Here is a 13,536-nt window from a genome sequence, read left to right on the forward strand (position 1 = left end):
AGCATCCCTTACAGTGTAGCACACAGCCCTTGGAGAGGGGCTCTAATCACTACTACTCTATAATACAAGGAGTACGAAAATGCAGTAATGCAGGGGCAGTATCCCGGCATATTCGAGAAGAAGGAATCATCTGGTCTATTGCAAAGAAGATGCCTTATGTACAAAAAATTTGTTTCATTATCTCTTGTTTTTGCAATGCTTGTTTCTATTCTCGCAATTCCTGCGTCAGCTGCCGACAGCAGCCCCGACGCTTCCGAGCCGACGGACGCGGAAGCCGTTCAGGAGATGCTGGAGCAGCTGCCCAGAGATGAGGCCGGGCTTGTCGAGATGGGGCTGATTACGCCGGAAGAATGCGTCAGCAGCCGTCCGATGCCCGCGTCTTTGGCGGCCACAAGTTACGGCCCCTATACCTCGCTCAATATGCCTTCTATCGCAGCATATATTATGATAACGTCCCTGTCTGAGCGGGGCCGGCCCCCTGTCACAGACTATAAAAATAAAACGTGTTATCAGTTTGTATCGGATGAGGGCACCGTATACGTCACAACGGATGTATTTGATCAGGCGAGCGCACAAGGGCAGTACCCCAGCAACAATACTATTTCAGAGGATGTCACAGAGTATCTGAATAACGGCATTACTAAAGGGTATTATTCCTGCAAGTTCAATATCTATTCTGTGTACGGCACCCAGTATGTGGATATGACGCTTTATCGTGTGGATACGGGAATACATGGGGCGGACGAAATCATTTCCAGCGTCAAGATCTATAGTTCCGTCACCACTTACAGTGATTTCGCTGTGATTCATCCCAAGAGTGTTGGGGGCGCGCTCATCTCAAAGCCGGATCTTGAACTTCAAATGGTAAACGCCGGCAGTGCCAAAGCTTACTTTACCTCATTTTATGTGGAGGGGAAAGGTACGGGCAGCTCTGTCGATGTGAGCAAGCTGCGCTCCGTGGGTTATCTGGTACAGCAGATTGCCGCCTCGGTTTCCCACCTGACCATTCCGACAGCCTACTCTCTCCTGCAAACAGCGCTTACATTGACACTCAGCAGCAATAGTTTTGTGACGAACACGCTTCCTTTGAGCAGTCCCGGAGAGAATATCTATGTTTACAGCTGTGCGCTTCAGTCCACCTACAACCTTGCAAAGGTGGACGATTATTTCCAGTTGTGTGTCGGCGTTGCCAACATCAACAGCGGGTGTGAATATGCAGTCACCGTGTCCATATAACGCCGGTCCGTTCCGCTCGGTGCGGCCGGCGGAAGAGAAGTACGGCTGCCCGGAGAGGGGGAGACCACAATGAAACGGATACGCGCCGGGGCGCTATCGCTCCTTCAAAAGCTGCGGGCCATTCCGGCGGAGCGCAGGAAGCTCTTTCTCCTCCTGCTCTTCCCCGTCCTTGTGTTTACCGTTGTAACCGCCACCGACTCATACCGCGCCTGGAAGCGCGCTGGGGGTGATCTCCCTCTGAACTGTACCTTTGACTGGGAACGCAATGTCCTGACCATTTACGCCCAGCACGGAACCAGAATTGACCACTACGACCGCTTCGCTGAACCCTATCCGCCCCTCACGTCCATTTCGGATCGAGAGCCTACGGGGGAATCCGATCCGCAGTCGTTTTCCTTCCAGCTCTTTGAGGGAGAGGACCCGGAATGCCTGAACGTCTTTTACTACCTGAAGGGGGAGGACTCCATAACAAGTTGTGAATTCTATATTATTCACGAAGAGGTAGGGCTGCGCGTCACAATGTATCGGCCTGGCGGAATAGCAAAGGTACATGAATGGTCTTTTATATGATGCAAACAGCCATGGCGGCCCGCCGGAAATCCGGCGGACCGCCATGGCTGTTTATTCGCTCTTCTGGAACAGGCCGGTGGACAGGTAGCGCTCGCCGGTGTCGGGGAGCACCACCACGATGTTCCTGCCCTGATAGGCCACCTCTTTGGCCAGGGAGGCGGCGGCGGACAGGGCCGCGCCGGAGGAGATGCCCACAAGCAGGCCCTCGGTCTGAGCCAGAGCCCGGCTGGCGGCAAAGGCGTCGTCACCGGGGACGGGGATGACCCGGTCCACCACAGAGCGGTCCAGTACGGCGGGCACAAAGCCCGCGCCGATGCCCTGAATCCTGTGGGGGCCGGCCTGGCCGCCGGAGAGAACCGGGGACTCGGCGGGCTCCACGGCGATGACCTCAATGGCGGGGTTCTGCTCCTTCAGGTAACGCCCGGCGCCGGTGACGGTGCCGCCGGAGCCCACGCCCGCCACCAGCACGTCCACCTTGCCGTCGGTATCCCGCCAGATCTCGGGGCCGGTGGTCTCGTAGTGGGCCTTGGCGTTGGCCGGGTTGTCGAACTGGCCGGGCATCCAGGCAGAGGGCAGGGTGCGCAGCAGCTCCTCCGCCCTGGCGATGGCGCCCTTCATGCCCTGGGCGCCGGGGGTCAGCTCCAGCCTGGCCCCCAGTGCGGAGAGCAGGTTCCGGCGCTCCAGGCTCATGGTCTCGGGCATGGTGAGGATGACCTGATAGCCCTTGATGGCGGCGATATAGCTCAGGCCCACGCCGGTGTTGCCGCTGGTGGGCTCCACGATGACAGTGCCCGGCTTGAGCAGGCCCTTGGCCTCCGCGTCCTCAATCATGTACTTGGCGGCCCGATCCTTGGCGGAGGAAAGAGGGTTGAAGCACTCCAGCTTGGCCAGCAGGGCGGCGGGCACAGTGTTGGCGGCCTCATACCGCTCCAGGCGGAGCAGAGGGGTGTTGCCGATGAGGTCCATGAGGGAGTGGGCGATCTTCATTTTATTTCCTCCTTATTCAGTATGAATACTATGAAATCGACTTGAGAAAATGTCCCGGCCCTGCCGGGACATTTTTCATCATTTTAGCAGAGAGACAGCAGGTTGTCAACCATCAGAACATGGGCACCACAGCGCCGGGCCAGGTCTCCTCCATGAAGGCCTTGACCTCGTCGGACTGGAGGGCAGCCACCAGGGCCTGGATGGCAGGGTCGTTCTCCCGGCCCTCCTTGACGGCCAGCACGTTCACATAGGCCTGGGCGGCCTCACCGTCGGTGGACTCAACAGCCAGGGCGTCAGCGGCGTTCAGACCGGCCTGAAGGGCGTAGTTGCCGTTGATGACGGCCAGGTCCAGGCTGCCCAGGGAGCGGGGCAGCTGGGCGGCCTCCAGCTCCTCGATCTGCAGGTTCTTGGGGTTCTCAGCGATGTCCAGCTTGGTGGCGGTCAGGCCAACGCCATCCTTCAGGGTGATGAGGCCCTCCTGCTGGAGCAGGAGCAGAGCGCGGCCCTCATTGGTGGGGTCGCTGGGCACGCCGATCTTGGCGCCGTCGGGCAGGTCGGCCAGGGAGGAAGTGGTACCGGCATAGATGCCGAAGGGCTCGTAGTGGATTTCAGCGGCGCTCACCAGGTGGGTGCCGTTCTCCTCGTTGAAGTTGTTCAGGTAGGTAATGTGCTGGAAGTAGTTGGCGTCCACCTCGCCCTCCTCGGTGGCCAGGTTGGGCTGGATGTAGTCGGTGAACTCCTTGATTTCCAGGGTGATGCCCTGCTGGGCCAGGACCTCCTTGGCCACCTTCAGGATCTCGGCGTGGGGCGTGGGGGAGGCGGCCACGGTGATGGTGGTGCCCTCCAGAGAGCTGGACGCAGAGGGCTGGGCGGACTCGGTGGACTGAGCGGGGGCAGAGGACTGGGGGGTGGTGTCGCCGCCGGTGGGGGCGCTGGAGCAGCCGGCCAGCAGGCCCAGAGCCAGCGCGCCGGTGAGGAGCAGAGAGGTGAGCTTCTTCATGATGTATTTCTCCTTTGCTGTTGGATTGATTAGGGTTATGTAAACTGTTCCGGGGTACCGCCGGAGCAGCCGACATCGGTTCAGGGCACAAAAAAACGCCCTTGATGCATCATCAAGGACGAGAGCCTTTGGCTTCGTGGTACCACCTTGCTTCACCCGCTCCTCACGGATACGGGCCTTATGAAGTACGGGAGAAAACTCCGATACTCCTGCGCTGTTACGGGCGCTCCCGTCGCAGCCTAATGCAGATACACTCGGTGCGCGGCTCCGAGACCATGTTCGGCCAGGCCTTCCGTACCCGTTTCCACCAATCCGGGCTCTCTGTGACGTATCTCCCAGCTTACTCTTCTCTTCCTTGCCTTTGGGTAAGCCTGTTCAGTTGTCTTGGAACTTGGGATTAGTGTATACCCCGCCGGTGGAAAAGTCAATTGTATACTATACACAAAAAGAACAAAGAAAAGTTATAAAAATCAGGGATAAAAAGAGAAAGACAGATGTTTTACCCCAAAATGTCCAAACTTTGTGAAAAACCAAACAAGGCAGGCCGCCCTCACAGGGCGGCCTGCCGGAAGGCACAGTATGGGTTACTTGCTCTTGCGCTTCTTTCTGCGGCGGGTACGGGTGAGCTGCTTGTTGCTGCGGACTGCCAGCCAGGTGCCCAGGGACTGGAAGATCTGCACCAGAATGACGATGAAGATGACCGCGATGAGCATGACGGCGTAGTTGTACTTATAGTAGCCGTAGTTGATGGCAATCTTGCCCAGACCGCCGCCGCCGATGGCACCCGCCATGGCGCCGTAGCTGAGAATGGTGATAAAAGCGGTGGTGGCGCCGGCGATGAGGGAGGGCTTGCTCTCGGGCAGGATGACCTTCCAGATGATCTGGAAGGGGGAGCAGCCCATGGACTGGGCGGCCTCAATGACCCCCTTGTCCACCTCCCGCAGGGAGGTCTCCACCAGCCGGGCCACAAAGGGGGCGGAGGCAATGATGAGGGGCGGGATGGAGGCCAGGGTGCCGATGCTGGTACCCAGCAGCAGCGCGCTCAGGGGGAGTACCATGAGCATCAGGATGAGGAAGGGCACGGAGCGGAGAATATTGATGACAAAGTTGAGCACCCGCATTACCGGGGCGGGCAGAGGGCGGACGCCGTCCTTCTCACCCACCACCAGCAGTACGCCCAGCACCAGGCCCAGGATGCAGGCCACAAATGTGGCGACAATGGTGGAGTACAGGGTTTCCCATATGCCCGCCCGGAACTCCGCCCACAGGGCCGAATTGGAGAGGGCGTCGGTCAGGTTTGCGATAAACTTATCCATGGTAGTCCTGCACCTCCTCTACGGTGACGTCATGGCAGCTCTTCAGATAGTTCATGGCCTTGGCGGCCTCTGTGTTGTCCTGGGGCAGGCCCAGCAGCATGGAGCCGAAGGCCTTGCCGTCGATGTTCCGGGTGTCGGCGCCCAGGATGTTTACCTTCACGCCGCAGTCGATGGCCAGGGAGGCGATGAGGGGCTCGTAGGAGGAGCCGCCGTTGAACACCACCCGCACCACCCTGGCCACGGGGAACTGGTCCAGGGACACCCCGTCGGGGAACACCAGCCGCCGGCCGGCCTCGCTCCTGGGGTTGGAGAAGACCTCTTCCACCGTGCCGGTCTCCATCACTTGACCGTGCTCCAGCACCGCCACATGGGAGCAGATCTCCTCCACCACAGCCATCTCGTGGGTGATGACGATGACCGTAATGCCCAGCCGCTTGTTGATATCCTGAATCAGCCGCAGGATGGAGCGGGTGGTGGTGGGGTCCAGGGCGGAGGTGGCCTCGTCGCACAGGAGCACCTTGGGGTTGCTGGCCAGGGCCCGGGCAATGGCGATGCGCTGCTTCTGGCCGCCGGAGAGCTGGGCGGGGTAGGCGTCGGCCTTGTCGGGCAGTCCCACGGTCTCCAGCAGCTCTCTGGCCCTGAGCCGGGCCTTGGCTTTTGGCACCCCGGCGATCTCCATAGGGAAGCAGATATTGTCCAGGCAGGTGCGCTGCATGAGCAGGTTGAACTGCTGGAAGATCATGCTGATGGACCGCCGCTTCTCCCGCAGGGCCTTGGGGGAGAGGGCAGTCATGTCCTCCCCGTCGATGACCACATGGCCGGAGGTGGGCCGCTCCAGCAGGTTGATGCAGCGCACCAGGGTGGATTTGCCCGCGCCGCTCATGCCTACAATACCGAAAATATCTCCGTCCCGGATGGTAAGGTTTACGTCGTCCAGGGCAGTGAAGGCTCCGTCCGACGTGGGAAAGGTCTTTTGCAGATGCTGAATTTCTATCACGGTGAAGTCTCCTTCCGCTTGTATGATGGGAGCCGTCCGGCTTCGGTGGGAGGCCCTTCACATTCGCTCCCCGGAGGGGAAACGGCCTGAGCGCCCCGGATGAAGCATGACTGTATCCCCCTCCAAAGACGGATTTTGCCCCTCAGATGGGGAAAATAGGGGCAATGGGTACCCTAAATTGTATGACAGGGAGGCAATGCTGTCAAGGCGAAATTCCACCCGTTTCCCTCTGAGAGGTTGTCAACCGCTTTTTTTTCACAAGATTGCGGGTTAAAATTCTACGTGGAATAGATAGAACAACATATTGACATAATGGCCTGTCATGATACAATATATTGCGTCAACAATTCGACCCGCCTCACTGTGAGGGCGGGTCTTGCTTTGGCCGGAGGCGGGCTTATCCCCGGCGGCCCATAAACTTACCGGAAGAAAGGAAGAATGACATGGCAATTTCCGAGAACGCAAGAGCCGTGCTGGAGAAGCGATATCTGATTCGGGACGAAAAGGGGGAGCCCACCGAGACGGTGGAGGAGCTGTTCCACCGCGTGGCGGATGCCATTGCTGCCGCCGACGCCGTCTTTGACCCCAGGGCAGATGTGGCCGCCACCGCCCGGCGCTTCTACGACATGATGACCGGGCTGGACTTCCTGCCCAACTCCCCCACCCTGATGAACGCCGGCCGCCCTCTGGGCCAGCTGTCCGCCTGCTTTGTCCTCCCCGTGGGGGACTCTATGGAGGAGATTTTCGACGCCATCAAGAACGCCGCCCTCATCCACAAGTCCGGCGGCGGCACCGGCTTCTCCTTTTCCCGCCTGCGGCCCCGGGGATCCACCGTCAACTCCACCGGCGGCGTGGCCAGCGGCCCCATCTCCTTCATGAAGGTCTTTAACGCCGCCACCGAGGCGGTGAAGCAGGGCGGCACCCGCCGGGGGGCCAACATGGGCATCCTCCGGGTGGACCACCCCGACATTCTGGACTTTATCACCTGCAAGAACGACACCAAGGAGATCACCAACTTCAACATCTCCGTGGGCATCACCGAGAAGTTCATGCAGGCCGTGGAGAACGGCGGCAGCTACGAGCTGGTGGACCCCGCCACCCACAAGGTCACCGGCGCCCTCAACGCCCGGGAGGTCTTTGAAAAGATCGTCTCCTCCGCCTGGCAGACCGGCGAGCCCGGCATCATCTTCCTGGACCGGCTCAACCGGGACAACCCCTGCCCCCAGCAGGGTGAGATCGAGTCCACCAACCCCTGCGGCGAGCAGCCCCTCCTGCCCTATGAGGCCTGCAACCTGGGCTCCATCAACCTGGTGACCCACCTGAAGGAGGAGGACGGCCGCTGGGTGCTGGACAGGGACAAGCTCACCGCCACCATCCGCACCGCCGTCCACTTCCTGGACAACGTCATTGAGGTTAACAAGTACCCCCTGCCCGAGATTGACGCCATGACCCGCTCCACCCGGAAGATCGGCCTGGGCGTCATGGGCTTTGCCGACATGCTGCTCTATATGGGTATCCCCTACAACAGCGACCAGGGCGTGGCCATGGCCCGGGAGGTCATGGAGCTGGTGAACACCATCGGCCACGAGGAGAGCCAGGCCCTGGCCCAGGTCCGGGGCGCCTTCCCCCTCTTCGGCGAGAGCACCTACCGCAATGGCAAGCCCATCCGCAACGCCACCGTCACCACCATCGCCCCCACCGGCACTCTGTCCATCATTGCCGGCGTGTCCTCCGGCGTGGAGCCCGTATTCGCCTACGCCTATATCCGCAACGTGATGGACAACACCCACCTCATTGAGACCAACCAGATCCTCAAGAACGTGCTCCTCTCCCGGGGCCTCTACTCCGAGGCGCTGATGCGCCGGATCGTGGAGCAGGGCAGCCTGGCCCATGTGGACGGCATCCCCGAGGACATTAAGCGGGTGTTTGTCTGCGCCCACGACGTGTCCCCCATCTGGCACGTGAAGATGCAGGCCGCCTTCCAGGCCTACACCGACAACGCCGTCAGCAAGACAGTGAACTTCCCCAACTCCGCAACCAAGGAGGAGGTGGCCGAGGTGTACACCCTGGCCTACAAGCTGGGCTGCAAGGGCACCACCATCTACCGGGACGGCAGCCGTGACGAGCAGGTGCTCAACATCGGCAAGGTCAACGACGGCAAGGACAAGGCGGAGAAGAAGGACGCCACCGGCGACCCCATGGTGGACGCCGTGCTGGAGGCCGGCTGCGACGGCGCTGCCTGCGTTATGAAGACCGCCGCCTACGGCACCATCCTGCCCCGTCCCCGTCCCGCCGTCACCAGCGGCTTCACCGAGAAGGTGAAGATCGGCTGCGGCAATCTGTATATCACCGTCAACTACGATGAGACCGGCATCTGCGAGGTGTTCACCAATACCGGCCGGGCCGGGGGCTGCCCCAGTCAGAGCGAGGCCACCGCCCGCCTGGTGAGCGTGGGCATCCGCTCCGGCATGGACCCCAAGGAGATTATCCAGCAGCTCAAGGGCATCCGCTGCCCCTCCTGCCTGCGCCAGCCCGGGGTGCCCGTCACCTCCTGCCCCGACGCCATCGCCAAGGCCATTGAGAAGGTCATCAAGGTCACTCACGACGGCGGGAAGCCCCAGCCCATGGCTCCTGCCCCCAGCCGGGTGCCCGTGCCCCACGCCAAGGGGCCGGTGAACCTCAACATGACCCCCGCTGAGGCCAAGCTGGCCAAGTTCTGCCCCGAGTGCGGCAGCAAGCTGGAGCATGAGGGCGGCTGCGTCACCTGCCGCAACTGCGGATACTCCAAGTGCGGCTGATAAGAAAACAAAAAGGACCGGCATTGCTTGGCAATGCCGGTCCTTTTCTGCATATGACGGGGGATTACGCCTCCAGGGCCATAATCTTGTTCACACGGCGCTCATGGCGGCCGCCCTCAAACTCGGTGTCCAGGAAGGCCGCTACAATGTGGTCGGCCTCAAAAGGCCCGGTGAAGCCGCCGGCCAGGGCCAGCATGTTGGCGTTGTTGTGCTTGCGGGTGAGCTGAGCGGAGAGCACGTCCCGGCACAGGGCGCAGCGGATGCCCTTCACCTTGTTGGCGGTGATGGAGATGCCAATGCCGGTAGTGCACACCACAATGCCCTTCTCGCAGGCGCCAGATGCCACCGCCTTGGCGGCGGCGGCGCCGAAGTCGGGATAGTCGCAGCTCTCGGTGCTGTCGCAGCCGAAGTCTTTCCAGGCAATGCCCCGGCTGTCCAGATAGGTCTTGATGTGTTCCTTGAGCGCAAAGCCGCCGTGATCGGAACCAAGTGCAATCATGTTGTTACCTCCAGTATTTGTAAAGCTGTTTGTGTGAACGGGAAAGCGGCTTGCGCGCTCCCCATCGGGAGATGGGGCGGCGCCGCGCGCCGTCAAGCGTTTTGCCGCGCAAAACCTTGGCGCAGGGGCAATTCATTTGCCCCGAGCAAATAAAATTGAAGGGGTCCCCATGGAGCGGGCTCCATGGGGAGCAAAGCCGCCGTGATCGGAACCAAGTGCAATCATGTTGTTACCTCCGTGTTTTTAAATAATCGGGACAAATTCCGGCTTTCTCCGCCGGAACGTAGTCACATAGCGGAACCCGGCCTCCCGCAGCAGGTCAAAAGCCTGGGAAACGCCCTTGCCTACGTTGCCGGGGGCGTGGGCGTCGGAGCCCACGGTGACAATCTCGCCCCCCAGAGCCCTGTACCGCTTCAGCAGCGGGAGCCAGTCGGCCAGGGTCCGGCCGCACCAGGTGTTGACCTCCATGCCCTTGCTCCGGGCTATGGCGGCGCGGAGCAGGGTCTCCAGCCGGTCCTCGTAGCCCTCTAGGGTGACGGGGCCGTCGGCGGGCTTCATATACCGCAGGGGGTAGATGATATGGGCCAGTACGTCGTAGAAACCGCTCTCCGCCAGCAGGGCCAGGGAGGCAAAGTAGTCGTCCAGGGCTTTCCGGCAGGCGGCTGCGGTGGAGTAGTCCGCGTAATAGAAATCAATGCCGCCCTGCTCCGGGGAATGATTGTGGACCGAGCCCAGCACAAAGTCCAGCCTGGGCTGGGCGCAGATACGCTCCGCCGCGGCAGGGTCTAGGTGGGGCATGCCCAATTCCAGGCCCAGCCGGAGGGAAAAGCCCTCCCGGCTGTGGAGGGGAGCGGCCTCATCAAACTGAGAGAGCGCCCTGTCCCAGTCGTAGGTGCGGACGGGAGCGCCGTCCTGGTCCAGAAAGTCGCAGTGGTCGGTGATGCACAGCTGGTTGAGCCCCGCGTCCACGGCCGCCTGAGCCATGTGGGCCATGGGGAATTCTCCGTCAAAGGACACCAGACTGTGGGAGTGGTAGTCGGAGAGAAACACAGCGCACCTCCTCAGAAGGGCCACGCGCCGGGAATCCAGCGCAGGAAGTTGGTGGTGTACCAGGTGGGCACCATAATGCCCACCAGCACGGGATAGAAGGCGGCGTACAGAGCCACGGCGCCGCCGGTGGTGCCGTAGACCGCCGCCCGCCAGCCGGGCGCTCTGCGGCTCACCAGGTCATTGAACACGTAGGCCAGGGCCAGCACCAGGAAGAGAATGGAGGGGAAGTAGTGGTAGGCGAAGGTGATGCGGCCGATGAACATCCAGGGGATCAGCTGGGACAGGTAGCCGATGAGGATGAACATGGCCTTGGCGGAGTATCTGGGGAAGGATTTGCTGGCCAGATAGCCCAGCACCCAGTAGATGAGCACGCCGCCCGCCAGCAGGCACAGGTTGCGCAGCCGGACCAGACTGTCCAGCTCTGCGCTGAGCACGCCGTCCACGCCGATGACCGCTCCGGCGGCCGCCAGGCCGGACAGGAGGAAGAAGAGCATCTTGGACCGGAACCGGCGGAAGGACTGAGCGGCGCAGGCCATCATGGCCAGCAGGCCGCCCCAGCACACAATGGGGTTGGAGAAGGCGCCGAAGGCACACTTGAGCCCCTGGACCGCGCCGCTGGTGTTGTCCAGATAGTAGAGAATGGGGCGGCCGTCCACAATCCACTGGTACCAGCGGGAGGAGTAGGGGTGGGGGGTGTGGACGCCCTCGTGGTAGGTGAGCATGTAGACCTGGTTGTCCCACATGACCTTGATAAGGTTTGCCAGGCTGGTATCTCCCTTGGCGGCGGCGTAGGGCAGGTAGGAGGCGGTATAGATGACCGCCGGGATGAGCACAAAGCACAGCACGGAGAAGAGCAGGGTCTTGACCAGCCAGGGGGCGAACCGGGGCGCGTCCTCAGCCTGGGGCCAGTCGCGCCACTTGAAATAGAGGCCAATGAAGTAGAGCAGGGCCAGGCCCGCCGCGCCGTAGATCACCGTCCACTTGCTGGCCGCGCCGATGCCCCACATCAGGCCGGACAGGAACAGGGGCAGAGCCCCTTTGCGGAAGGAGGTACCGGCGGGCAGGGTCAGGTACCGGTACATGAAGTAGTACATGGCCAGGATGAAGAACACGCCGTAGGTGTCGATGGTGGCGATGCGGGTCTGGGTCAGGTGCATGAAGTCAAAGGCGAAGAGGGCGGTGCCGCAGAAGGCCACTACCGTCTTGCCGAATAGGTTTTTCAGGAACACATAGAGCAGGGGCACCATGAGCACGCCGAAGAGGGCGCCCATAAACCGCCAGCCGAAGGGGGTCAAACCGAAGAGCCGGATGCCCAGGCCGATGATCAGCTTGCCCAGTGGCGGGTGGGAGATCTCATAGGGGTAGATGCCGCGGATGTGCTCGTAGGCGGTGCGGGGGTGGTAGATCTCGTCAAAGTAGGAGGAGTTGTACCAGGTGGGCATGGCGGGCACGGTGTCCCCCTCGCCAAACAGGGGAGAGGCCCCCTCGCCGGTGTAGGAAATATTGCGGAGGGTGATGAGCGCTCCGTCGGCGTCGTACAGGGCCAGCTCCCCCAGCTCCAGCCACTGGTCTCCGGCGTCCGGGTTGCCGGTGAGCCGGAACATCCGCACCTCCAGGGACAGAGGATCGGGGCCTTCGCCGGTGCGCAGCACCGTATTGTCAATCCACTTGAACAGGTCGGAGTACTTCTGGTGGAGGGCGGCGGATGCATTGCCGGCATCCAGCCCGGCGGGCAGAGTGGAGCCGCTCTTCTCCTCCTGCCAGATGAGGCCGGAGACATGATTCTCCTCGTCCTCATAGCTGAGCAGGGTGTACCAGGTCTCGCCGTCCGGGCTGGCCTCCAGGGTGTAGCTGCCGGTGTTGAGGCCAGTGTAGTACATCACCCGGGAGATGGCCGTGGGCTCGGCCAGGGTGAAGGTGACGGTCTCTCCGTCGGAGAGCTGACAGAAGGACTGGGGATTGGTGAAGGAGCCCAGGTTCCAGAATGCGGTGAAGGCGTATACCGCGGTCAGCAGCAGCAGGGGCAGGGCGTCCTTCCGCCGCATGGGGAACCGGCGGCGGGGGAAGGACATGGGGCGGGGGGTGCGGCTGGCCGCAGTGACCCACTCCAGGGTGCCCGCCCTGGGAGACATGGCGTGGCGGTAGTAGCTCATCAGGCAGAACATGGCGGCCAAAACCACGATAGGGAGCACCAGCGTGGGGGTGATATAGTACGTGAGGTTCATTACGGCAGACCTCCGGAGACAGAATAGGCGGGAGCGGTGGGCATCCCCGCCGCAGGACATAACACAGAGTCATTCTACCATAGTTTTCAGCAAAAAAATAGGGGACGGACCAAAGTCCGTCCCTGTTTTTTGCAGTCTGTCCGCCAGACCGCAAAATATGACTGCGGCCTCCTCTGTGGGCGCCGCCAGTTATTTCTTTTTGCGCTTCTTTTCAAAGAAGCCCTTCAGGCCGTCTTCATGGTCCGCTGGAATCTCGCCCATGGCTTGGCCATAGGCGTGCAGCGCCTCCTTCTGCTCCCGGTTCAGGTTTCTGGGGACCTGGACCTGGACCGTGACGAACTGGTCGCCCCGGCCTCTGCCGTTGATGGAGGGGATGCCTTTGCCCCGCAGGCGGAAGGTGGTGCCCGGCTGAGTGCCCTCGGGCAGGTTCCACTTCACCTTGCCGTCGATGGTGGGAATCTCCAGCTCTGCGCCCAGGGTGGCCTGGAGGAAGGACACCGGCTGCTCCATGTAGACCGATGTGCCGTCCCGCTTGAAGAAGGCGTGGGGCCGGACAGTGACGCTGATGATCAGGTCGCCGGCAGGTCCGCCGTTGCGGCCTGCGCCGCCCTGGCCCCGCAGGGACACGGCCTGGCCGTTGTCGATGCCGGCGGGAATCTTGACCGTAATCTTCCGCTGCTTGCGCACCGAGCCGGAGCCGTTGCAGGTCTTGCAGGGCTGATGGATGATCTTGCCCGAGCCGCCGCACTTGGGGCAGGTGGTGGTGGTGGCGAAGGTAAAAGCCCCGCCGCCCCGCTGGATGCGGACCGTGCCGGTGCCCCGGCAGTTGGGGCAGATCTCTGCGGTGGTGCCCGGCTC

General features: G+C 61.7%; 11 protein-coding genes and 1 other annotated feature. Of the genes, 3 read left to right on the forward strand and 8 right to left on the reverse strand.

Translation table 11 applies throughout. The features are described from left to right. Positions 1-156 precede the first annotated feature (156 nt). Both Q0K06_RS12360 and Q0K06_RS12365 read left to right on the forward strand, forming a co-directional pair. Positions 157-1,236, forward strand: coding sequence for a hypothetical protein (locus Q0K06_RS12360; protein ID WP_294552991.1), 1,080 nt, complete (start codon positions 157-159; stop codon positions 1,234-1,236). A gap of 69 nt (positions 1,237-1,305) precedes the next feature. After that, positions 1,306-1,806: a hypothetical protein gene (locus Q0K06_RS12365; protein ID WP_294552993.1), complete on the forward strand. Its 501-nt coding sequence runs from the start codon at positions 1,306-1,308 to the stop codon at positions 1,804-1,806. 51 nt (positions 1,807-1,857) lie between these two features. Here the strand turns inward: Q0K06_RS12365 and cysK are convergent, their stop codons facing one another. The 4 genes from cysK to Q0K06_RS12385 all read right to left on the reverse strand — a co-directional run bounded on the left by cysK (position 1,858) and on the right by Q0K06_RS12385 (position 6,106). Further along, positions 1,858-2,793 (reverse strand): cysteine synthase A, encoded by a 936-nt coding sequence (gene cysK, locus Q0K06_RS12370; RefSeq protein WP_294552996.1) that lies wholly within the window; start codon positions 2,791-2,793, stop codon positions 1,858-1,860. Positions 2,794-2,905: 112 nt separating this feature from the next. Continuing rightward, complete coding sequence (locus Q0K06_RS12375; RefSeq protein ID WP_294552997.1) at positions 2,906-3,793, reverse strand: MetQ/NlpA family ABC transporter substrate-binding protein; 888 nt, start codon at positions 3,791-3,793, stop codon at positions 2,906-2,908. 111 nt (positions 3,794-3,904) lie between these two features. Further along, positions 3,905-4,158: a binding site (T-box leader), on the reverse strand. 219 nt (positions 4,159-4,377) lie between these two features. Continuing rightward, on the reverse strand, positions 4,378-5,109 hold the full coding sequence (locus tag Q0K06_RS12380) for a methionine ABC transporter permease (protein ID WP_294552999.1): 732 nt from the start codon (positions 5,107-5,109) through the stop codon (positions 4,378-4,380). Further along, positions 5,102-6,106 carry an ATP-binding cassette domain-containing protein gene (locus Q0K06_RS12385; RefSeq protein ID WP_294553001.1) on the reverse strand — a complete coding sequence of 335 codons (1,005 nt, stop codon included), beginning with the start codon at positions 6,104-6,106 and terminating at the stop codon, positions 5,102-5,104. The genes Q0K06_RS12380 and Q0K06_RS12385 overlap by 8 nt, the downstream gene beginning before the upstream one ends. Positions 6,107-6,519: 413 nt before the next feature. On the opposite strand from Q0K06_RS12385, the gene Q0K06_RS12390 reads away from it, so the two are divergent. After that, positions 6,520-8,904 (forward strand): vitamin B12-dependent ribonucleotide reductase, encoded by a 2,385-nt coding sequence (locus tag Q0K06_RS12390; protein ID WP_294553012.1) that lies wholly within the window; start codon positions 6,520-6,522, stop codon positions 8,902-8,904. 64 nt (positions 8,905-8,968) lie between these two features. Here Q0K06_RS12390 and rpiB read toward each other — a convergent pair whose 3' ends face one another. From rpiB to Q0K06_RS12410, 4 genes are all read right to left on the reverse strand, one after another. After that, positions 8,969-9,403 carry a ribose 5-phosphate isomerase B gene (gene rpiB, locus Q0K06_RS12395; RefSeq protein WP_294553003.1) on the reverse strand — a complete coding sequence of 145 codons (435 nt, stop codon included), beginning with the start codon at positions 9,401-9,403 and terminating at the stop codon, positions 8,969-8,971. A gap of 243 nt (positions 9,404-9,646) precedes the next feature. Then, the gene (locus Q0K06_RS12400) at positions 9,647-10,453 is read right to left on the reverse strand and encodes a PHP domain-containing protein (protein WP_294553006.1); all 807 of its coding nucleotides are present in this window, start codon (positions 10,451-10,453) and stop codon (positions 9,647-9,649) included. Between the two features lie 11 nt (positions 10,454-10,464). Beyond that, positions 10,465-12,678, reverse strand: coding sequence for a phospholipid carrier-dependent glycosyltransferase (locus Q0K06_RS12405; protein WP_294553008.1), 2,214 nt, complete (start codon positions 12,676-12,678; stop codon positions 10,465-10,467). 189 nt (positions 12,679-12,867) lie between these two features. After that, a partial coding sequence (locus Q0K06_RS12410; RefSeq protein WP_294553010.1) for a DnaJ C-terminal domain-containing protein occupies positions 12,868-13,536 on the reverse strand: 669 nt, incomplete at its 5' end.

The sequence above is a fragment of the uncultured Pseudoflavonifractor sp. genome, from assembly GCF_944387805.1.
Lineage (GTDB): Bacteria > Bacillota > Clostridia > Oscillospirales > Oscillospiraceae > Pseudoflavonifractor.